The sequence below is a fragment of the Microbacterium pseudoresistens genome (assembly GCF_013409745.1).
Taxonomy (GTDB): domain Bacteria; phylum Actinomycetota; class Actinomycetes; order Actinomycetales; family Microbacteriaceae; genus Microbacterium; species Microbacterium pseudoresistens.
In genome coordinates this window covers 778,801-800,274 of record NZ_JACCBH010000001.1, presented here as the reverse complement: position 1 = coordinate 800,274, position 21,474 = coordinate 778,801, and the positions used below count along the sequence as shown (strand labels likewise).

The following is a 21,474-nucleotide window of genomic DNA, read 5'->3' as shown; positions in this document are numbered from 1 at the left end:
TGTGTGAAAACAGACCTCAACACCCTCCTTGTCACACTCTATGTCCATCTCGATGATCGGATCCTGCCCGCGATCGGCTTCACCCGTGACCGGTCGCCCGGTCGCAAGCCGGTGCTGAATGACGTCGAGTTGTTGTGTCTGCTCGTCGCGCAGCATCTGCTCGGGATCGCGTCGGATCGGAAGTGGATCCGTTACGCGAGGGCGCATCTGCGCGGCATGTTCCCGGGCATTCCGAAGCAGTCCGGGTGGGGCAAACGCGTCCGCCAATCGACCGGGTTACTCTCGGCGGTGATCACCGAGCTCGCCCGCGATACCCCGACATTTGGAGAGATCACCCGGCTGGTCGACTCGACCCCGCTGCCGTGCGGGAAGTCCCGCGAGACGGTGAAACGCTCCGACCTCGCCGACGACGCCGGTTATGGATACTGCGCCTCCCACTCCCGGTTCTTCTGGGGATTCCCGCTCTACCTTGTCTGCACCCCCGACGGGATGCCCGTGATCTGGGGACTCGCGAATCCAAAGATCGGTGAACGAGAAGTCACCGAAGCTCTGTTGCGGCAGGACCGGCACCTCATTCAGCCGGGCCAGGTGATCGTCGGCGACAAGGGCTTCGCCGGGAAAGAGTTCGAAGCGTTCGTCACCGACGACCTCGGCGCGCATCTGATCCGCCCCGACCGCAAAGACGAGACTCCGCGGTTCGGGAAACTCGGCGGGATCCGACAATGGGTCGAATCCGTGTTCGACACCTTGAAAGGCCAACTCACCCTCGAAGACCACGGCGGGCGCACCATCGCAGGCGTCTACTCTCGAGTCGCCGCGCGACTCCTCGCCCTCGCCGCCAGCATCTGGCACAACTGGCTCATCGACGCCCCCATCAAGAGATCACTCATCGCCTACGACCACTGAACGCAAACGGACTCACTCATCTAGCATGGCGGCATGAGGATGCGTAGTGCGGGTGCGGCGGCGTTGCTCGCGGCCGCGGTGATCGTCTTGGCGGGATGCGCGGGCGGGCCGGGCGGCCGGCCGTCGGAGATTCCCGCCTCGCCTCCCACCGTCACGCCGACGCCGGAGCAGCCGAGCGCGGCCGCGGCGTGGATCGACCGGGGCCGCGCCATCGCGATCATCACGTGGGGCTCCTCCTCGACGGCATGCCGACCGGCGGCCGAGGGGGAACGCGGCGACGGGCAGAGCACGGACGGGCAGAGCATCGATGTGACGCTGTCGGTCGCGGATGAGAAGGCCGCGTGCACCGCCGACTACGCGCCGCGCGCGTCGTTCCTCGCTGTGCCGGAGGGGATCGATCCGTCGTCCGATGTCGTCCTCACGGTGTCCGGCGACGGATCCGACACAGAGATCATCCTCGCCGGCGACGGCTCGCTCATGGGTGTTCCGGGCGAGGGCACCGACTATGCGCCGAGCGCGGGCTGGTACGACGCCACCGGCGTCGTCCTTCTGACGTGGGGCTCGTCGAGCTGTCCGCCGATCGTGGAGTCGGTGGAGCCGAGCTCCGACGGCGCGACCGTGTCGTTCCGCTCCGAGGATCGGGCGTGCACGATGGACATGGCTCCTCGCCTTACCGTGCTCGATATCGGCGCGCGGCCGGAGGGTCCGCAGGTGCTGACGCTCGTGGGAGACAACCTCGACGGCGCGGTGCCCATCGCTGGTTGAGGGCCCATCTCGCTGGTTGAGGGCCCATCGCTAGTTGAGGGCCGATCGCCGGCTGAGCTCTGACGCCGGGCGCCCCCGTCAGAGGCGGGCGACGTCCATACCGGCGGGGAAGACGATGCGCAGTGCGCCGGGGTCGATGCGGCAGCGGATGCGCACGGCCTCACCGAACTCGTCGCCGTCGAGCTCCACAGGGCGGGCCTCGGTCGCGGCGGCCTCGGCGGAGGCACCGCGCAGGTAGCGCACCGATCTGTTCTGCCCGCCCCATGCGATCATGCGCCGCCCGGTCTCGGTGCGGCGCAGCACGGAGTTCTGCCACCAGACCGTGCGCCACACGGCGAGCCAGCCGAAGGGGCCGCGCGGCTGGATGACGGCGACGTCGAGCCCGCCATCGGCGATCGAGGCGTCGGGGATGAGGGCGATGCCCGCGGGCAGCGTGCCGCAGTTGGCGAAGAGCATGCTCTGCACCTTCACCGAATGCAGACGCTCGTCATCGATCGAATAGACCACGCGGAAGGGCTCCGCGGCGGTGAGCGACCGGGCCGCGCCGTCGACGTAGGCGACCCACCCCATCGACTTCTTCAGCGCGGGGCGTGTGTTGGCGATCATGTCGGCGTCGAGCCCGATACCGGCCAGCACGACGAAGGCGTGCTCGTCGCGCGACCCGTCGTCGCGGGTGAACTCCGCCCATCCGACGTCGACATCGTGCACGTCGCCCTCGAACACGGCGCGGATCATGCGCCGTGGGTCTGCCAGCGGCAGGCCGAGGTTGCGGGCGAGGAGGTTGCCCGTGCCGCTGGGGATGATCGCGAGCGGCACCTCGGATCGGGCCATCGCCTCCGACACGGCCCGCACGGTGCCGTCGCCTCCCGCCACAAGCACGGCGGCGGCGCCGTCGAGCGCGCGCCGCGTGGCCTGCTGCCCCGGATCGTCGACGCTCGTCTCGATGATCTCGGGTTCGGCCCATCCGGCCTCGTTCGAGAGATCGACGAGCAGACGCTGCAGCCGGGGGGCATCGGCCTTGACGGGGTTGACGACCAGCGCGGCACGGCGGTGGTCGTCAGCGGTCATGGCGAAAGCTTAGAGCCCCGGGCACACGGATCGTGGCGCGGATGCCCGGGCGGGCCGCGCCCGGAAGCCTGCGGCGCGAGGCCGATTAGACTCGAGGGGTGATCGATCTCGCCCTTCTGCGCGACGAGCCCGAGCTCGTCCGACGTTCCCAGACCGCGCGCGGCAACGCGCCGGAGACCGTCGACGCCGCCATCGAGGCCGATCGATCCCGCCGCACCGCGCTGACCGCGTTCGAAGAGCTGCGTGCGCAGCAGAACGCCTTCGGCAAGCAGGTCGCCGCCGCTCCCAAGGAGGACAAGCCCGCCCTCGTCGCGCAGGCCAAGGAGCTCGCCGAGCGGGTGAAGCAGGCCCAGCATGCTGCTCATGCCGCGGGCGAGGCGGCCGCCGACGCGCTCGGCCGGGTGCAGAACGTCATCATCGAGGGGGTGCCCGCCGGCGGCGAAGAGGACTTCGTCGAACTGCGCCGCGTCGGCGAGCAGCCCGTCTTCGACTTCGAGCCGCGCGACCACCTCGAGCTGGGCGAACTGCTCGGCGCCATCGACATGGAGCGCGGGGCGAAGGTCTCGGGCGCCCGCTTCTACTTCCTCCGCGGCATCGGAGCACGCCTGGAGATCGCCCTGATGAATCTGGCGCTGGACAGGGCGCTGCAGGCCGGTTTCGTGCCGCTCATCACGCCCACCCTCGTGCGCCCCGAGATCATGCAGGGCACGGGGTTCCTCGGCGAGCACGCCGATGAGGTGTACCACCTCGACAAGGATGACGACCTGTACCTCGTCGGCACGAGCGAGGTCGCGCTCGCCGGATACCACAAGGATGAGATCGTCGACCTGTCGGCGGGTGCGCTGCGGTACGCCGGGTGGTCGACCTGCTATCGCCGCGAGGCCGGATCGCACGGCAAGGACACCCGTGGCATCATCCGCGTCCACCAGTTCAACAAGCTGGAGATGTTCGTGTACACCGACCCGTCCGATGCTGAGGCCGAGCACCTGCGGCTCGTCGCGCTGCAGGAGCAGATGCTCACCTCGCTGGGCCTGTCGTACCGGGTGATCGACGTCGCCGCGGGCGATCTCGGATCCAGCGCCGCGCGTAAGTACGACATCGAGGCCTGGGTGCCCACGCAGGGCGCGTTCCGCGAGCTGACCTCCACGTCGAACTGCACCACATACCAGGCGCGCCGCCTGGATGTGCGCCACCGCCTCGCGGGAGAAGACGGGAAGCCGGGCAAGACCCAGCACGTCGCCACACTCAACGGAACCCTGGCGACCACGCGCTGGATCGTGGCGCTGCTCGAGACGCATCAACAGGCCGACGGCTCCGTCGTGGTGCCCGAGGTGCTGCGCCCCTACCTCGGCGGGCTCGAGGTGATGCACCCGCTCAGCCATGAAGACACCGACGGGGCGGCCGGATGACGGCCTGGCTCATCGGGCTCGACGTCGACGGCACGCTCGTGTTCGAAGACGAGACCTTCAGCCCCGGAGTGGTCGAAGCCGTCGCCCGCGTGCGCGATGCCGGCCACGAGGTGACCCTCGCGACCGGCCGCAGTTGGGTCACGGCGGGCCGCTTCCTCGATGAACTCGGCATCGCGCCCGAGTACGTCGTGTGCTCGAACGGTGCCGTCACGATGCGCCGCACCGCCGACGGCTACGAGCGCTGGCACGTCGAGACCTTCGACCCGCGCGCCGTGCTCGGCCTGCTCGCCGAACGGCTGTCCGAGGCGCGGTACATGGTGGAGCTGGCCGACGGTGAACGGCTGTACACGGATGTCATCGGCGAGTGGGCGCTGGAGAATGCCAGGCAGGTCAGCTTCGACGAGCTCTCCGCGCAGGAGGTCTCGCGCGTGGTTGTCGTCTCTCCACGCCACGACGAAGCCGACTTCCAGCGTCTCGTGCGCGAGGTGGGGCTCGACGAGGTGTCGTACGCGATCGGCTGGACGGCGTGGCTCGACATCGCGCCCCACGGCGTCGACAAGGGCACGGCGCTGGAGCGGGTGCGCGCGGCGCGCGAGCACGACGGTGCACGCGTGTTCGTGGCTGGCGACGGGCGCAACGACATCGGCATGTTCGGCTGGGCGCAGGCGGTCGGCGGCCGGGCCGTTGCCATGGGGCAGGCGCCAGACGAGGTGAAGGCTGCGGCCACCGAGACGACGGCATCCGTCGAGCAGGGCGGGCTCGCCGTCGCGCTCGAGACGATCCCCGCGATGTGAGTCCGCGGCGGGCATCCAGGGTGTCTCCAGCCGTGGCAGACAGAATGGGAGCGCATCGTGTCGGATAGACTCGACGCCTGATCGTCGCGTACGAGAGTGCGCCTCGGGAGGGTTGTCCGAGCGGCCGATGGAGCTGGTCTTGAAAACCAGTGGGCAGCGATGTCCCGTGGGTTCGAATCCCACACCCTCCGCAGAATCCTCGCAACGGCAGAATCCCCGAAAGGCACCGAGTGAGCGCGAACTCCCGAACTCGACGCCCCGTCGCCGGGCACGGCCAGTTGCGCAAACCCAGCGCCTGGGGCCAGTTGCTGAAGATCGTCGGCATCGCCATGGCCGTCGTGCTCGTGAGCGGCGTGAGCGTCGCGGCGTACGTCTTCAACGACCTGTCGAAGCCGTTCACCGACAACGCCGTCGACATCGCCGGCCAGGAGTCGGTTCCGCCCGACATCGGGGCGATCGAAGGCGGCGTGAACATGCTGCTCGTCGGCAGCGACGAGTGCGAGGAGGGCTACGAGGAGTCCTTCGGCGAGCGGTGCACCGAAGATGAAGGCGGCGCGCGCAACGACGTGAACATGCTGCTGCACATCTCCGACAACCCACGCCGCGTGACGGTCGTCACATTCCCTCGCGACCTCATGGTTCCCAGGCCGGAGTGCACCGACGAGAACGGCAACGAGACCTCGGCCAGCTCGAAGGCGCAGATCAACCTCGCGCTCGACACCGGCGGTCTCAACTGCGTGGTGCAGACGGTCTCGGAGCTCTCGGGGCTCGACATCCAGTTCGCGGCGAAGGTCACCTGGCAGGGCGTGATCGACATCACGAACTCGATCGGAGGCGTGCCGGTGTGCATCGCGAACGGTCTCAGCGACCCGTACACCGGGCTGGATCTTCCCGCCGGCGTCGTCAACCTCGCCGGCTGGAACGCCCTGCAGTTCCTGCGCACCAGGCACGGCATCGGCGACGGCAGCGACCTGGGCCGCATCAGCAATCAGCAGGTGTACATGTCGGCGCTGGCGCGCAAGCTCGTCAGTGAGGAGGTGCTGACGAATCCCGCGACGCTGCTCTCGCTCGCCCGGACCGCGCTGGAGAACGTCACGCCCAGCAAGAGCCTGACCAACCCCGTGCTGCTCGTGCAGATCGCCCTCGCGATGAAGAACGTGCCGTATGAAGACATCAACTTCCTGCAGTACCCCGTCTTCACCGACCCGGACGACATCGATCGCGTCGTTCCGGACTACGACAGCGCCGACATCCTCTGGGCTGCGCTCGAGGCGAACCAGCAGCTGCAGGTGACCGGGCACAGCGATGGGGCCGTGAACCCCGACGGCAGTCCGATCGAGACGCCCGTCGACACGACCCCCGGTGACGGCGAGACCGTCGACCCGTCGACGCCGCCGACCACTCCGGGCGTCGTCACGCTGCCCGACGGCGTCAAGGGCCAGTCGGCCAAGGACGAGACCTGCTCGAACGGTGTCGGAAACTGAGCCGTTCTGACGAGCGCTCACCGCTGGCCCGACATCGGCGCGGGCGGGCGACGCGTGTCTGGACGCAAGTGCTGAAGCTCATCGGCATCGCCGCGTCGGTCGTGCTCGTCAGTGCCGTCGCCGTCGCTGGATTCGTCGTCAACGATCTCGCGCACACCTTCGGAGACGGGGCGGTCGCCCTCGAGGGGCAGGAGTCTCTGCCGCCCGACCTCGGCGCGTACACCGAGGGGTTCGATCTGCTGCTCGTCGGGCTGGACGTGTGCGAGCAGGACTACGCGTACCTGTTCGGCGACCGGTGCCCGCTGGATGAGGACGGCATCCTCATCGAAGACGACAACGGCACGCTCAACGACGTCAACCTGCTCGTGCACGTCTCGTCGGATCCGCGGCGGGTCACCGCGGTGAGCTTCCCCCGCGATCTGCAGATCCCCATCCCGTCATGCGTCGACGCCGACGGCGACACGCGCGAGGCCATGTCGAAGCAGCCGCTGAACTCCGCCTACCAGTACGGCGAGCTCGCCTGCGTCGCCTCGACCATCACTCAGCTCACGGGGCAGGACATCGAGTTCGCGGCGTCGGTCACCTTCGGCGGTGTGATCGAGATCACCAACGCCGTCGGCGGGGTGGAGGTGTGCCTGGCGTCGCCCATCGTCGATCCCGACACCGACCTCGACCTGCCGGCCGGCGAGCACACCATCGCGGGCGTGGAGGCGCTGAAGTTTCTGCGCACCCGGCACGGGGTGGGCAACGGCAGCGACCTGAGCCGCATCGGAAACCAGCAGCAGTACCTGTCGAGCCTGGTGCGCAAGGTGTCCAGCGACGAGGTGCTCCGGGACACGGGCACGCTGATGCGGCTCGTGAACACGGCGTTCGAGAACGTCACGCCCAGCCAGAGCCTGACCAACCCGATCTTGCTCGCCCAACTCGCCCTGGCGCTGAAGAGCGTGCCGGTCGAAGAGATCACCTTCGTGCAGTACCCCACGCTGTGGGATCCGGAGAACCCGAACCACGTCATCCCCGACACGGCGTCGGCCGACATCCTGTGGGACGCGATCCGCGCCAACACCCCGTTGCAGATCACGCATCAGCCGGGGGAGGACGACGGGGTCGTCCTCGCCGACGACGGCACCGGCGCGCCCGCGCCCCCGCCCACCGAGGGCGCCGAGCCCGCCCCGGTCACGACGCTGCCGCCCGAAGTCTCTGGCAATCGCGCCGACCAGCGCACCTGCTCCAACGGCAACGGCTGAGCCGATTCCGTCGCATTCCGTGCGTTCGCATCGTGCTTTCGGAGCCGTTAGGATGGGACGACGCGTTCGGTTCGCAAGAGCCCGGATGCATGGAGACGTCGCATAGTCAGGCCTAGTGCGCCACCCTGCTAAGGTGGAGTCCCCTCACGGGGACCGAGGGTTCAAATCCCTCCGTCTCCGCCATGTCCTGAGTCGCGACATAGTTTACGAACTGGTCGCGGCTCAGGGCTTTTTTGTTGTGTGGGGTGTTGACGTGTGACGCGGGGTTGGTGAGTCGGGTCATCGTTGACGGTGGGGGTCACGGGTTCTTGGCCTGGTAGTTCTTGTCGGGGTCGATGGTGAACTCGGCGATGATTTCTCCGGTGTTCATGCTGCTGACGGTGACGTCGCGGTTGTGGGTGAGTAGGAGCACCGGGGTGCCTGAGTGAGCGCGGCCGATGCCGAGGTGGCGGATCTGGCCGGCGTAGCGGAGGGTGACTTTCCCGTGCTGGTCGACGGTGTCGGTGCGGGAGCGCCATTCGGTCGTGTCGGTGGTCGTGGTCGGGGTGGCTTTCGGGAGCGCGGTGTAGGCCTGCTCGGGGGTGCGGCCTGCGAGCGCTCTGTGGGGGCGGGCGGTGTTGTACCAGGTCTGGAACTGTGCGAGCCGGGCGGCGAGGTCTTCGATCGTGTCGGGCAGTGGGCGTGCGGTGAGCCAGCGTTTGAGTGTCCGGTGGAAGCGTTCGATCTTCCCCTGGGTTTGCGGGTGACCGGGGCGGCCGTTTTTCTGAGTGATGCGGTGCGCGGTGAGGAGTTTCTCGAATCCGCCACGGGCGCCTTTGAAGCGGGCCAGGCGGGTGGTGAACACGAGGCCGTTGTCGGTGAGAGTCGAATACGGCGGCCCGTAGCGGGCGATCAGCTCGGTCATCGCGGTGACGACCATCGGGCCTGTGAACGCCGCCGCGGGCCGGATGTCGAGCAGGTAGCGGGCGTGGTCGTCGAGGAAGTCGAGGATCTCGACGCGGGTGCCGTTGGCGAGGAACCAGTGTGTGATGTCGGCTTGCCAGCATTCGTTGGGCAGATCGGCTTGGAATCGGATGTAAGAGCTGCGGGGGCGTTTGTGGGGTGCGGGGACGATGAGGCCGGCGTCGTGCAGGATCCTGCGGATCGTGGACGTGGATGGTGATCGGTGGCCTTCCTGCTCGAGGTACCAGGCGATCGTGACCGGCCCGGCGTCGGCTCCGGAGTGGGTCAGGTCGCTGCGTAGTTGGACGATCCGGTCGCGGATTGCGGGCGGGGTGGTGCCGGGCCGGTTCTTCGGGGCCCGAGAGCGTGGCGCGAGTCCGTCCGGGCCTTCGGCTTCGTAACGGTGCACGAGGGTGTGTACCCATTGGCGGGTCACCCCGAAGCGCGCAGCGGCTTCAGCATGGGTCAGGCCTTGATCGGTGACGGCGCGGACGATGACGAGATTCTTTGGTTTCACCCGTCAACGATGACCCGACTCACCGGTCAACGATCATCACCGGCAGAGCGTCGACGATGACCCGACTCAGGTGTCAACGATCACGAGCACGATCCGCGCGATCATCTGTCAACGATGTCCTGAAACCAGACACCTCCGTCTCCGCCAAATGTCCTGAGTCGCGACATAGTTTACGAGCTAGTCGAGGCTCAGGGGTCGAGTGCGAGATCGCCGACGGGCACGTCACGATCTTCGAGGCGCGTCCACCTTGGGATGGCGGAGGCGACTGGATCCGCACCCCGATCGTGCGGCTTCGCTACGTCGGAACGACAGGGCAGTGGAGCATCTACTGGGCAGATCGTCACTCCCGGTTCCACGAGTACACACGCAAGAGGCCGACGAAGCGGGTGCAGACGCTGCTCGACTACATCGGCAGCGGAGCAGATCCGATCTTCTGGGGGTGACCGGATGCCGTGCGGGCGGACTTTCGAGCCCACGAGGTGCCCACAGTCGAACGGGATTGAGGCGGTCGAGAGGGATGACGACCGACGAGGTTTAGATCCCTCCGTCGCCGCCAATTTTCTGGGACATCACACGGTCGCACCCGGCGCAGTTGACCCCGCCGACAAGACCGAGGCTCCTCACAGGCGCTGAGGTTCAAAGACGTCAATCCTGATGCCGTGCAGTGCGAACTCCTGCCCGCAGGGAGGACTGCCGCGACTATTGAGAGCGATAACCACTCTGGGTTGCGCGGCGCGGATCCAAATCCCTTGACAGTGTCAGACGCCCCTCGGTAGCGTTTCTTTTAGCGAATCACTGGTTCGCTGTACGAACCAAGCATCATCCTCTTGTGAGGACCCGAATCCCTCGCAAGGTCGTCGTCCGTCTGACGCACAAAGAATGTGTACCTGTCGATTGGAAGATCAGATGAAGATCAGTTCAGTAAACAAGGCCTCGGCCGCACTAGCGCTGGTGCTCGTGTTGGGTCTGTCTGCCTGCTCGAGCGAGACCGGTTCGCCCGGCGCGAGCGACACCGACTCACCGGATGATTCCGGAACGGCTCTGGACATCGAGGAGGTGAACACCTTCGACGAGGTCAAAGCCGATCCCGATGTCGAAGCGCTGATCCCCGACTCCTACAAGTCGTCCGACTTCACCATGGCGTTGTCGGCGGGCGCACCGCCCCAGACCTTCGTGTCCGCCGATGGGCACACCAGTCTCGGATCCAACGCCGATATCGCTCGTCTGCTCATTCGCGTCATGGGCATCGACGCTGAGCTCGTCTCGGTGCCTTTCGATGGAATCATCCCGGGCCTCGTCTCTGGCAAGTACACCGTCGCGATGGCGTCGATGACACCGAACGCAGACCGGTTGCAGCAGATGGACATGATTCCGTTCACGTCGGGCGGTTCTGCCATCGCCGTGCCATCGGGGAACCCGAAAGACTTGAGCTTGGACGGTCTGTGCGGAGCCTCCGTCGCGGTGGCCGCGGGCACGATTCAGGCGACTGTCGAGCTTCCCGCTCTGAACGACGCTTGCGCAGGCAAAGAGCCGATCAACATCGTCACCGTGCCGGATACGAACCAGGCGATCCTCGCGCTGAGCAACGGCCGCGCCGACGCCTTCATGGGAGATGGGGTCCCGCTTGCGTACGCCAAGCGCACGGGCGACGTGAACTTCGAACTGCTCCCCGACGTGATCACGCGGGAAGGCGGCTACGGCAACATCTTGGCGATGGGAGTGCCGAAGGACTCCGATCTCACACCCGCTCTGGTCAGCGCGATGAAGATCGTTGCCGCCATGCCCGAGTACACCGAGATCTTCGAGAGGTGGGGCATGGACGGGTACCAACTGGAGGAAGCGCAGATCGAACAGCTTCACTAGGGGAACCCCGGAAAGCAATGATCTCTTCACCCTTAGCAGGAGGATCTGAGTTGCAGGAGCAAGGCCTGAGAGTGGACGACGTGCGCATCACGGGAATCGATGCGTACGGCGTCCGCTCTCCCGATATCCAGAAGTCGCGCAACGTTCTCCGTGACGAGGCGGTGATCGTCGAAGTCTCGACGGATGCCGGCATCTCCGGGTGGGCGGAGATCAACGGGCACATCCCCGCGCTGGTCGCGCTCGTCGAGTTCGAAGGCCCGCATCCGCGGGACAGGGGTCCACGTGCGGCGCTCGTCGGACGCCCGCTCGGCGAACTGCATGCGCTCATCCAGGAGCTCCGCGCCAGTGCCATCATCACCGGCAGAGCGGGCCTGGGCCGGGTCGCGATCGGCGGCATCGAGACGGCCCTCGTCGATCTGTACGGCAGGCTCACCGGGCGCCCCGCCTGGCAGATCATGTCGGGGGCGGAGACGCCGCCCGTGGCAAGAGCCGTGCGCCCCTACATCACGATCTACAACCGCGGATCGTATGCCGATGTGCTCCGTCGCGGCATCGATGACATCGAGCGCGCACAGGAGTACGGGTATCGCAGCTTCAAGATCGAAGCGACCGACTACAACACCGACGAGCGCGAAGCCATCGATCTCGTCCGCAGCATCCGGGAGCATTTCGGCACCGGGATCGAGCTGTCCGTGGACAACGTGTATCGGTGGACCAGCGTGCGCTCCGCCGTTGAGGCGGCTCGCGCATACCTCGCGCTCGGGGCCGTCTTCCTCGAAGACCCGTTCCTGCCCGAACGCTGGGACTGGTTGCGAGAACTGCGTGATGCCGTTCCCCTCCGCCTTGCCGCCGGCGGCGCCATGGTCACCACGACGCAGTTCATCGCCCAGATGGAACTCGGCGGAGCCGATATCGTTCAGCCGGGCCCGCATCTCTCCGGCGTCATCGGCGCGCGCGAAGTGGTGCTCGAGGCCGAGTCACGCGGACGCAGCGTGACGACCTTCGGTGTGTCGGCCACGTCACTGACCGCGGCGGCACAGGTGCATCTGGCCGTCTGCCATCAGAACATCGTGATGGTCGAATACGCGCCGTACGCGCTCTTCGGCAACCTGCGCCTGCGCGCCGACATCGCCGGACCGGAACCGGAGCTTGAGAACGGTGCCTTCGTGCTGCCGACCTCACCAGGTTTCGGCGTCGACTGTCACCGCGACGCGATCTCGGAGTACCGCGTCGCGGTCTGATGAGAATCACATCGATCTCAATCTCACACTCGAGGATGAAGTACGTGAAAGGAACACAGAAATGGTGAAGCAGAAGATCGCGGTCATCGGCGCGGGCGTCATCGGCTTGTCGATCGCCAGATCGCTTGCCCTTGCAGGCGTCGAGGTGACGATCTTCGAACGTGAACGCATCGGTGCGGGCACGAGCACGAAGACCTTCGCGTGGGTGAACTCCAATGGGAAGAATCCCGAGAGCTACCATGCGCTGAATCTCGATGGCCTCCATCGCCATATCCGACTGCAGGCGGCCGGGCCGTCCGAGGGGCAGTGGTTCCGCCAGACCGGCACGTACGAGTGGGCTGTGAAGGAACAGGCGAAGGAGCGTCTCGAGACGCGGGTCTCCGGTCTGAAGGACCGTGACTACGCCGTCACCCAGGTCTCCGCGGACGAGATCACCGCACGCATTCCCGAGCTGCTCATCGATCCGCGTTCCGGAAACATCTGGTACTTCCCCGAAGAGGGGTACGTCGAGATGGCGCCGTTCCTCGCGCGACTGTGGGATGAGGCCCGGCGCAACGGCGTCCAGCTGCGCACGCCCGTCGAAGTGGTCGATGTCGAAGAGGGAGCGGATGCCGTCAGCCTGCGCCTGAACGACGGTTCGACGTGGAGCGGAGACCAGGTCGTCTTCGCCGCCGGCCGCTGGTCGTCCTCCTTGCTGGGGATGCTGGGCCAGACGTTCGCCATGATCGATGCCGATGCGCCCAACAAGATCGCCTGCGGCTTCCTCGGCTACACGAATCCTCAGCTCGTGCAGCTGGCGTCGAACATCATCACACCGGACATGAATATCCGACCGGACGGCGGGGGGAGGCTTCTTCTCCAGACACCCGACCTCGACCATCGGGCAGACCCGGCATACCAGGCCGACACGACCGGGCTCATCGCGCAGGAGATGCTTCGCCGTCTCTCGCGTGTCTTCCGGAACGTCGAAGGTGCGCAGGTCGAGAAGCTGAAGATCGGTCAGCGCGCGCGTCCCGCCGACGGAAAGCCTGCCATCGGGTTCGTCGACGGATTCGAACGATGCTACGTGGCGGCGATGCACTCCGGAGTCACGCTGTCTCTCACGGTCGGCGCCCTTGTCAGCGAGGAGCTGGTGAAGGGGCGACGTGATGACCTGCTGACCGACTTCGCTCCCACCCGCCTGTTGAACAAGAGCGTCGAGGACTTCCCCGTGTTCTCGACGATCCACTTCCCGGCGGCGCAGTAGCACCGAAGATCGCGCGGCGCAGTCGGAACGAGAGAAGGCGATCTTCCTAAAATCGTGCTGTAGCGATAACATCGTTAAACACCGATGATAAGACCTCGTGATCCCGAGGTCGTCGGAACCAAGCGACATGGAGGCCCAGCATGGGTGCAGGACACAACCACGGTCCCGTAGTGGACGAAGCCGTCGGACTCCCCGGCGACTATCGGAGGAAGCTGTGGATCGCTTTCGGCATCACGGCGCTCATCGTCATCGCGCAAGCAGTGGGCTCGTTCGTCACGGGTAGCCTGGCGTTGCTCACCGACACCGCGCACGCGATCACGGATGCCTCCGGGCTGCTCGTCGCGCTGATCGCGGCGACGCTGATGCTCCGGCCCGCCGACTCGCGGCGGACGTGGGGCTTTCGCCGGATCGAAGTGATCGCGGCCCTCGGGCAGGCGACGCTGTTGCTCGTCGTCGGATGCTATGCCGCGATCGAGGGGGTGCGGCGCCTGTTCGAGCCGCCCGAGGTCCCCGCCGTCGAACTTCTCGTCTTCGGCATCATCGGCCTGGCGGCGAACATCACGGCGATACTCGTCCTGGCGTCGAGTCGAGGGGCGAACTTCAATATGCGCGCCGCGTTCCTCGAGGTGGTCAATGACGCGCTGGGGTCGTTGGGGGTGATCATCGCAGCGATCGTCATCGCCACGACGGGCTTCTATCAGGCCGACGCCTTGGCGGGGCTGTTCATCGCTGCGCTGATTCTTCCCCGGGCGGTCAAGCTCATGCGCGAGACAGCAGGCGTCCTGATGGAGTTCACTCCGAAGGGGCTCGATCTCGACAAGGTGCGCGAGCACATCGCCGAGATCGATCACGTCAAGGAGGTTCACGACGTGCACGCCTCGACCGTGGCGACCGGTCTGCCGATCCTGACCGCTCACATCGTCGTCGAAGACGGCTGCTTCACAGACGGCCACGCGGCAGAGGTCCTCCACGATGTGAAGGAATGCGTTGCCGAGCACTTCGACGTGTCCGTGCATCACTCGACGTTCCAGATCGAGACGGAGCACATCAGCGAACACGAGGGGGCCTCGATCAAACACGCCTGACCGGTGCCGCGAACCGTGATCAATTGCGGATCCGCTGTTGACACCCGCGTCGGGCCTTCATTAGCGTTTCTTTTAGCGAATCGATAGTTCGCTTAGAGAACCGCGCGACATGCACTCCATCAATGACGATTGTGAGATTCCGATGAACAGAATCATGAGACGCAACTCCGTGCGCTACCCGAGCCCCGCGCTCGTCCGTCTCGACGCTCCGCAGCGAATCGAGCTGCTCCGATGACCACGAGTGAACTGCGCGCCTTCCCCTCGCCGGGAGGGGGAAAGCTGATCCGCAAGCTGCCGGGGCCGTGGAGCTATGTCGCGGCGGTCGTGGTGCTGTTCTTCGCCGCCGTCCTGCTCGACGCGGCGCTGACGAACAAGAACTTCGGATGGCCGATCGTCGCCGAGTACATGTTCAACCCCTCGATCATCAAGGGGCTGTTCCTCTCGCTCGGGCTGATGGTGCTCGTCATGGTCATCGGCTCCGTGCTCGGTCTGATCCTGGCGGTGATGCGGCTCTCCAGCAATCGGATCCTGTCTTCCGCCTCCGCGCTCTACGTGTGGTTCTTCCGAGGCACTCCGCTGCTGATCCAGGTGATCTTCTGGTTCAACATCGCGGCGCTGTTCCCGACGATCGGACTGGAGATCCCCTTCGGTCCGCTCCTGTTCGGCATGGATGCGAACAAGCTGATCACCCCGTTCACCGCCGCGCTGCTCGCGCTCTCGCTGAATGAGGCTGCGCTGATGGCGGAAGTCATCCGAGGCGGTCTTCTGGGAGTCAACCGAGGGCAGAGCGAAGCCGCGCGCGCCCTCGGGATGAAGCCGGCCCAGGTGTACCGGATCATCATCCCCCAGGCGGTGCGCATGATCATCCCGCCCACCGGCAACAACCTCGTCGGTGCGTTCAAGAACACCTCACTCGTGAGCATCATCGGTTTGTCCGACCTGCTGCACAGCGCGCAGATCATCTACGCGTTGAACTATCAGACGATCCCGCTCCTGATCGTCGTTGGACTCTGGTATCTGTTCGTCACGTCGGTGCTCGGATACATCCAGCATCTGCTCGAGGCGCATTATTCGAAGGGTTTCGTTCCACGCAAGGTGCGGCAGGGCGCGCCCGCCGCGGCGCAGGAGCAGGAGGTGGCGGCATGAACGAACCATTCATCGAACTCAGCGGCATCCACAAGAGCTTCGGCAAGGTCGAAGTGCTCAAGGGCGTCGATTACGCGGTGGAGCGGGGCAGTGTGAGCTGCCTCATCGGTCCCTCGGGGTCGGGGAAGTCCACCTTGCTGCGCTGCATCAACAGTCTGGAGCAGCCCGAGCTCGGAGAGATTCGCGTCGACGGCGTCCTGATGGGCAAGGCCACCCGCCGCGGACACTACCGTGTGCTCGACGAGAAGGAGATCGCGGGACAGCGTGCGTCGATCGGCATGGTGTTCCAGCAGTTCAACCTGTTCCCCCACATGACGGCCTTGGAGAACGTCACGGTGGCACCCCGGTGGGTGAAGCGCGAGAGTCGCGCCGAGACGAAACGGCGGGGGATGGAACTCCTCGAGCGCGTGAGTCTGGGCTCTCGTGCCGGTCATTACCCGGCGGAGCTCTCCGGCGGGCAGCAGCAGAGAGTCGCCATCGCGCGGGCACTGTCGATGCAGCCCAAAGTCCTGCTGTTCGACGAACCGACGTCTGCTCTCGATCCTGAACTGGTCGGCGAAGTGCTCGCGGTGATGAAGGATCTCGCCCGTGCCGGCATGACGATGATCGTGGTCACGCACGAGATGGCTTTCGCGCACGATGTCGCCGACCACGTCGCGTTCATGGACGGTGGAGTGATCGTGGAGGAGGGGCATCCGCGTGACGTGCTGGATTCGCCCCGGACCGAGCGTGCGAAGGACTTCCTGAATCGTGTCTGACGGGGTCGGGAGCGCCTCGCTCATCGACGTGGCTGCCGTGCGCGCAGACACGAGGGGGATTCCGGGCGTCATCCATTTCAACAACGCGGGATGCGCGTTGCCGCCGCGAATCGTCACCGATGTGCAGAAGGAGTACCTCGACCAGGAGGAGAGACTCGGCGGATACGAGACGCGCGAGGCGTTCAGCGATCGTATCGATGCCGTGTATGCGTCTTTAGCGACGCTCGTCGGCGCATCACCGGATGAGATCGCGCTCGCCGACAGCGCGACGAGGGCGTGGGACATGGTGTTCTACGGACTCGAGCTGGCCGCGGGCGACCGGATCCTGACCTGCCGGTCCGAGTATGGAGGAAACGCGATCGCCTATCTCCATCGCGCGCGCATGAGCGGAGTGGAGATCGTCGTCATCGATGACGATGCGACGGGTCAGATCGACCTCGACCGGCTGCAGAAGGAACTGGAGGTTCCGCGGACGCGGCTGGTGGCGATGAATCACATTCCGACCCAGGGCGGGCTGATCAATCCGGCCGAGCGCGTGGGAGGGCTCTGCCGAGAGGCGGGAGTTCCGTTCCTGCTCGATGCCTGCCAATCCGTCGGGCAACTGGATCTTTCCGTCGACCTTCTCCAGTGCGACGTGCTCACCGGCACGGGCCGGAAGTTCCTCCGCGGGCCGCGCGGCACAGGGTTCGCGTATGTCCGCGCGGAGTCGATGGAGCTGTTCGCTCCGGCCTTCCTCGACGGACGATCGGCGGTGTGGCTGGGCGCGGACGAATATGAGCTGGCGCCAACGGCGATCCGCTATGAGACCTGGGAGAAGAACTACGCCAATCTCCTCGGTCTCGGGGCTGCCGTCGATTACGCCCTCTCGTTGGGGATGAGCGGAATCGAGTCGCGCGTGCTCGCTCTCGGGAGCCGGTTGCGCGATAGCCTGGCCGAGGTGCCTCGAGTGAGGCTTGCCGATCAGGGCGAGCGACAGTGCGGGATCGTCTCCTTCACCGTCGACGGAGTCGCCCCGGACGACGTCATGACCACGTTGAGGCGCATGCGCCTCAACGTGAGCGTGTCGAGGGCACGGTCGTCGCGCTGGGATCTGCCGCGACGCGGCCTCGCCAGCGTCGTCAGAGCGTCTGCGCACTACTACAACTCATCGGAGGACATCGAGGCGCTGGTTTCAGCGCTCTCCGATATCCAGGGATAGCAGACAGGGGAGAGGAAGAATGACCGAGCCGAAGAACAACTCGCTGGTGGGTGTCGAGCGCACCCTGTCGGTGCTGGAGGCCTTTCTGCAGCGGTCGAGCTGGGGGCTGAGTGACCTCGCCCGGCACCTGGAGCTCAACAAGGCGGTGGTGTACCGGATCGTCCGTTCCCTGGAACAGCGTGGATTCGTCGAACAACCGGAAGAGCGGGGAGCGTACGTGCTCGGGCCGGCAGCGGTTGCGCTCGGGCGTTCGGTCAAGAATCGCTCGCTGGCCACCGTGGCGCGCCGGCATCTCGTTCGCACGGCCGAGAGCACGGGAGAGGTGACGCTGCTCTACTCTCTGCGCGGTCACCGGTATCTGTGCGTGGACCGTCTCGACATGAACAGCGCCACGGAGGTGACGGTCGAGGTCGGCGATACGGTCGGCCTGCACGCCGGCGCCGGCCGATCGATCTTGGCATTCCAAGACGATCGGTTCGTGGACGAGGTGCTGGCTGCGCCGCTGAGTCGGTACACCAACAGAACCCCCAACGATCCGAAGCAGATCCGAGAACTGCTGGCCGGCATCCGCCGCACCGGGCACTGTGTGAGCGCGGGCGAGATCACGCCGGAGACGGTGGGCGTCTCCGCGCCGGTCCGCGATGACAAGGGACGGGTGCGGTACGCGGTGTGCATCAGCGTCGATGCGCCCGGTGATCAGGTGGACCCGCTCCGCCTCGACTATCTGGTCGGCGCGGTCGTCGACACGGCCGCATCCATCTCGCAGAGCCTCGGGTACCAGGAGGAGCATCCGCTCGAAGAGCGGCTCTGAGCGGAATGATCTCCTCCATCGGTTCCGCGAGCGCGTCGACGATGAGCGACGGCTAGGCATGCTGGCCGTCCTCCGCAACCGGATCTACCGGCGACTGTTCACCGCGCACTGCGTCGGTCTGATCGGCACGGGCATCCTGACCGTGGCCCTCGGTCTGCTCGCGTACGACATCGCCGGAGGAGATGCGGGTGCCATCCTCGGCGTCGCGATGATGGTGAAGATGGTCGCCTATGTCTTCTTGACCCCGGTGCTGTCCGCGTTGACCTCGCGCTTCAGGAGCAAACAGGTGCTGGTCTTCGCGGATGTCCTGCGTGCCGCAACCGCGCTGCTCCTTCCGTTCGTCACGGAGGCGTGGCAGATCTATGTATTGATCTTCGTGCTGCAGAGCGCATCCGCACTGTTCACGCCCGCGCTCCAAGCGCTGATCCCCGACGTCGTTCCCGATGAGACGCAGTACACCTACGCGCTCGCAATGACGCGCCTCAGCTACGACGCGGAGTCGCTCGTCAGCCCCATGATCGCCGCCGCGCTCCTCGTCGTCATGGATTTCAACCTGCTGTTCCTGGGAACGACCGTCGGTTTCGTCGTCTCGGCGTTGATCATCGTGCGCACGGCGGTTCCCGAACACGGCGGCATGCTCGTCAGGTCATTCCGCCGCAGGCTCCTGGAAGGCGTCCTCGCGTTCGTGCAGCGACGTGAACTGCGGGGGCTGCTCGGGTTGAACCTGGCACTGTCCGCCTCGACGTCCGTCGTCGTCGTGACGACGGTCCTCGTCGTCAAGGACGATCTCGGCGGCGGGTCGAGTGATGTCGCGCTCCTGCTCGCCTGCTTCGGCACAGGGTCGCTGACGACAGCCCTCATCGCGCCGCGACTGGTGCGCCGGTGGCCCGACTACAGTGTCATGTTCTTCTGCGTCGCCCCGATGCCGGTGGTGCTCCTTTCGGTGGGCGCGTCCCTGATCTTCGTGCCTGTGGGAACCCTGCACTGGCTTGTGCCCTGCCTCTGGGTGCTGTTCGGGCTGTTCACCTCAGCGGTCGTCACACTGTCCGGAAGGCTGCTGCGACGTTTCTCGACGGAGGGATCGCGCAACGCGATCTTCAGCGGATACTTCTCGCTCTCCCATGGCTTTCTGCTGGTCATGTACCCCTCCGTGGGCGCCCTGAGCGCCAGGTTCGGGGTCGGTCCGACGGCGATCGTGCTATCGGTCGTCAGTCTCGCGGGCGTGCTCACCTGTCTGGCGATCTGGAGAACGCTCCTCGTGCGGCGCCAGTAGGGCTGCCTGGCCGAGTGCGGCCGGGACGGAGTGTTCGTGGGGAAGTCGGAGGTGGGTGCACAACTCGAAGTGATTCCCCGTGGTGTCGAGCATCTCTTCGGCGACGGCGATGAGTCGACGCAGGCGAGGGGTGTCCGACAGGGAGTACCAGGTCGATCGACCTTCGGGTCGCATGGCTGCGAGCCCGCACTCGAGCAGGAACCCGACATGCTTGCTCACGGTCGACTGCGCAAGTCCCATGTGATCGACCAGGTCTCGCACACGATGCTCGCCCGCGGAGAGGTGCTGCACGATGGACAGCCTGGTGGGATCGGCAAGCGCCTGGAACAGGTGTGCGTACGCGGCGGTCGCTGCGTCGTCCAGAACGGCGAGGCGTTCGACATTCATCGACATGCAGCGATCATATGCATTTCCGCGAGGCGTGTCGAACATCGCCTTCGACCTGGTTGCGGAATACCCGGGTGGGGTATAACGTTCACTGTGAGGTGAGTACCCTCTATGGGTATAGAAGAGGCGAAGGAGCGAGAGATGACGACGAACGAGTACCGGGTGACGGGCATGACCTGCGGGCACTGCGAGATGTCGATCCGCGAAGAGGTCGGTGAGCTCGAGGGAGTCGCAGACATCCAGGTCAGCGCGGAGACCGGCAGGCTGACTGTCAGCTCGGATGGCTCGATCGACGACGCGCAGGTGCTCGCTGCCGTCGAAGAGGCGGGCTACACCGCGGTGCGGGTCTGATGAGGGCGGGCGCACGGCTCGCTCTTTACGGCGGCGGTCTGGCGGTGGCGTTCGCGGCAGCGTTCGCCGCTTCTGCGGCCATCATCCCGAGCGATGCCGTCGCCGCATGGGGAGGGCAGGCCGAAATGGGTGCGCATGATGGTCACGGCGAAGAATCTGAGGCGGTATCCGCGGGGCAGGCTCTCAAGGGACTCTCGCTCGAAGCGCAGGGATATGCGCTGTCGCCCATCGACGGCCCGCCGGCTGTCGGGGTCGAAGGTGTGCTGAGCTTCCAGATCCAGACGGTGTCCGGAGAGCCGGTCATGGAATACGCCGTCGCGCACGAAAAGGAGCTCCATCTCATCGTCGTCCGTAGTGACGGCGCCGAGTTCCGGCATGTTCATCCCGTACGCGACGAGGTGACCGGCACCTGGTCGGTGCCGTGGACCTGGAACGCGGCGGGCACCTATCGGGTGTACGCCGACTTCACGCCCGCCACGGACGGCGCGGAAGGGATCACGCTGACGCGTGCGATCGATATCGGTGGCTCGTTCGCGCCGGTGTCTACCGAGGCACGGCGCGTCGCCGAGGTCGACGGCTTCACGGTCACGCTCGACGGCGATCTCGTGGCCGGCGGCTCCGGAGAGCTCACCGTCTCCGTCGAGCGCGCGGGAGAGCCGGTGACCTCGCTGGAACCGTACCTGGGAGCGTTCGGACACCTCGTGGCGCTGCGGGAGGGAGACCTTGCCTACCTGCACGTGCACGCGATGGGGGATGACCCGACTCCGGGAGATACGGCGGGCCCGGAGGTCGCGTTCATGGCCGAGGCGCCGACGGCGGGTCGTTACCTCCTCTACTTCGACTTCCAGGTCGATGGGCAGGTGCATACCGCCGAGTTCGTGATCGATGCCGGCCACGGTGATGGAGCGCCCTCCGACCATGGCGATGGACACTGACGCCTTGCAGCCACGGCCGCGCAGCGGCCCATGAAGCACTGAAGGAGA

At 66.1% G+C, this 21,474-nt stretch carries 21 protein-coding genes and 2 tRNA genes; 20 read left to right on the top strand and 3 right to left on the bottom strand.

Annotated elements, in window-relative coordinates:
• Positions 1-3: 3 nt before the first annotated feature.
• Positions 4-906, top strand: coding sequence for an IS982 family transposase (locus BKA02_RS03860; protein ID WP_179431470.1), 903 nt, complete (start codon positions 4-6; stop codon positions 904-906).
• A 33-nt stretch (positions 907-939) separates the two neighbouring features.
• Complete coding sequence (locus BKA02_RS03855; RefSeq protein ID WP_179431468.1) at positions 940-1,671, top strand: hypothetical protein; 732 nt, start codon at positions 940-942, stop codon at positions 1,669-1,671.
• 78 nt (positions 1,672-1,749) lie between these two features.
• Here BKA02_RS03855 and BKA02_RS03850 read toward each other — a convergent pair whose 3' ends face one another.
• Entirely contained in the window at positions 1,750-2,739 is a 990-nt protein-coding gene (locus tag BKA02_RS03850; protein ID WP_179431466.1) for a diacylglycerol/lipid kinase family protein, read from the bottom strand.
• 98 nt (positions 2,740-2,837) lie between these two features.
• Between BKA02_RS03850 and serS the strand changes: the two genes are divergently transcribed.
• The 6 genes from serS (at position 2,838) to BKA02_RS03820 (ending at position 7,856) form a co-directional block, all read left to right on the top strand.
• A complete protein-coding gene (serS, locus tag BKA02_RS03845; RefSeq protein WP_179431464.1) occupies positions 2,838-4,148 on the top strand; it encodes a serine--tRNA ligase in 1,311 nt (436 codons plus the stop codon).
• A complete protein-coding gene (locus BKA02_RS03840; RefSeq protein ID WP_179431462.1) occupies positions 4,145-4,942 on the top strand; it encodes an HAD family hydrolase in 798 nt (265 codons plus the stop codon). Before serS ends, BKA02_RS03840 begins: the two co-directional genes overlap by 4 nt.
• Positions 4,943-5,048: 106 nt before the next feature.
• Positions 5,049-5,133: transfer RNA gene (locus BKA02_RS03835), tRNA-Ser, on the top strand.
• A gap of 39 nt (positions 5,134-5,172) precedes the next feature.
• Entirely contained in the window at positions 5,173-6,426 is a 1,254-nt protein-coding gene (locus BKA02_RS03830; protein ID WP_343045337.1) for an LCP family protein, read from the top strand.
• A gap of 68 nt (positions 6,427-6,494) precedes the next feature.
• Entirely contained in the window at positions 6,495-7,673 is a 1,179-nt protein-coding gene (locus tag BKA02_RS03825) for an LCP family protein (protein WP_343045336.1), read from the top strand.
• Positions 7,674-7,764: 91 nt separating this feature from the next.
• Positions 7,765-7,856 (top strand) — tRNA-Ser (locus BKA02_RS03820).
• Positions 7,857-7,971: 115 nt separating this feature from the next.
• Here BKA02_RS03820 and BKA02_RS03815 read toward each other — a convergent pair.
• Positions 7,972-9,132 carry an IS481 family transposase gene (locus tag BKA02_RS03815; RefSeq protein ID WP_370467900.1) on the bottom strand — a complete coding sequence of 387 codons (1,161 nt, stop codon included), beginning with the start codon at positions 9,130-9,132 and terminating at the stop codon, positions 7,972-7,974.
• Positions 9,133-9,188: 56 nt separating this feature from the next.
• Between BKA02_RS03815 and BKA02_RS14295 the strand changes: the two genes are divergently transcribed.
• The 10 genes from BKA02_RS14295 to BKA02_RS03765 all read left to right on the top strand — a co-directional run bounded on the left by BKA02_RS14295 (position 9,189) and on the right by BKA02_RS03765 (position 19,753).
• Positions 9,189-9,575, top strand: a complete 387-nt coding sequence (locus tag BKA02_RS14295; protein WP_246285967.1) for a DUF3024 domain-containing protein — start codon at positions 9,189-9,191, stop codon at positions 9,573-9,575.
• 463 nt (positions 9,576-10,038) lie between these two features.
• Positions 10,039-10,995 (top strand): transporter substrate-binding domain-containing protein, encoded by a 957-nt coding sequence (locus tag BKA02_RS03805; RefSeq protein ID WP_179431460.1) that lies wholly within the window; start codon positions 10,039-10,041, stop codon positions 10,993-10,995.
• 80 nt (positions 10,996-11,075) lie between these two features.
• Entirely contained in the window at positions 11,076-12,236 is a 1,161-nt protein-coding gene (locus BKA02_RS03800) for an enolase C-terminal domain-like protein (RefSeq protein ID WP_179431458.1), read from the top strand.
• Complete coding sequence (locus tag BKA02_RS03795) at positions 12,154-13,482, top strand: NAD(P)/FAD-dependent oxidoreductase (RefSeq protein WP_343045335.1); 1,329 nt, start codon at positions 12,154-12,156, stop codon at positions 13,480-13,482. Before BKA02_RS03800 ends, BKA02_RS03795 begins: the two co-directional genes overlap by 83 nt.
• A 140-nt stretch (positions 13,483-13,622) precedes the next feature.
• Positions 13,623-14,567, top strand: coding sequence for a cation diffusion facilitator family transporter (locus BKA02_RS03790; protein ID WP_179431454.1), 945 nt, complete (start codon positions 13,623-13,625; stop codon positions 14,565-14,567).
• A 231-nt stretch (positions 14,568-14,798) separates the two neighbouring features.
• Entirely contained in the window at positions 14,799-15,713 is a 915-nt protein-coding gene (locus tag BKA02_RS03785) for an amino acid ABC transporter permease (RefSeq protein ID WP_179431452.1), read from the top strand.
• A complete protein-coding gene (locus tag BKA02_RS03780) occupies positions 15,710-16,471 on the top strand; it encodes an amino acid ABC transporter ATP-binding protein (protein WP_179431450.1) in 762 nt (253 codons plus the stop codon). Before BKA02_RS03785 ends, BKA02_RS03780 begins: the two co-directional genes overlap by 4 nt.
• A complete protein-coding gene (locus BKA02_RS03775; protein ID WP_343045334.1) occupies positions 16,464-17,669 on the top strand; it encodes an aminotransferase class V-fold PLP-dependent enzyme in 1,206 nt (401 codons plus the stop codon). The genes BKA02_RS03780 and BKA02_RS03775 overlap by 8 nt, the downstream gene beginning before the upstream one ends.
• Positions 17,670-17,688: 19 nt before the next feature.
• Positions 17,689-18,480: an IclR family transcriptional regulator gene (locus BKA02_RS03770; protein WP_179431448.1), complete on the top strand. Its 792-nt coding sequence runs from the start codon at positions 17,689-17,691 to the stop codon at positions 18,478-18,480.
• A gap of 58 nt (positions 18,481-18,538) precedes the next feature.
• The gene (locus tag BKA02_RS03765) at positions 18,539-19,753 is read left to right on the top strand and encodes an MFS transporter (protein ID WP_179431446.1); all 1,215 of its coding nucleotides are present in this window, start codon (positions 18,539-18,541) and stop codon (positions 19,751-19,753) included.
• Here the strand turns inward: BKA02_RS03765 and BKA02_RS03760 are convergent.
• Complete coding sequence (locus BKA02_RS03760) at positions 19,679-20,146, bottom strand: ArsR/SmtB family transcription factor (RefSeq protein WP_179431444.1); 468 nt, start codon at positions 20,144-20,146, stop codon at positions 19,679-19,681. The two genes, BKA02_RS03765 and BKA02_RS03760, sit on opposite strands and share 75 nt — an antisense overlap.
• 135 nt (positions 20,147-20,281) lie before the next feature.
• Here BKA02_RS03760 and BKA02_RS03755 point away from each other — a divergent pair, with 135 nt between their 5' ends.
• Positions 20,282-20,491 (top strand): heavy-metal-associated domain-containing protein, encoded by a 210-nt coding sequence (locus BKA02_RS03755; protein ID WP_179431442.1) that lies wholly within the window; start codon positions 20,282-20,284, stop codon positions 20,489-20,491.
• On the top strand, positions 20,491-21,426 hold the full coding sequence (locus BKA02_RS03750; protein ID WP_179431440.1) for a hypothetical protein: 936 nt from the start codon (positions 20,491-20,493) through the stop codon (positions 21,424-21,426). The genes BKA02_RS03755 and BKA02_RS03750 overlap by 1 nt, the downstream gene beginning before the upstream one ends.
• Positions 21,427-21,474 lie beyond the last annotated feature (48 nt).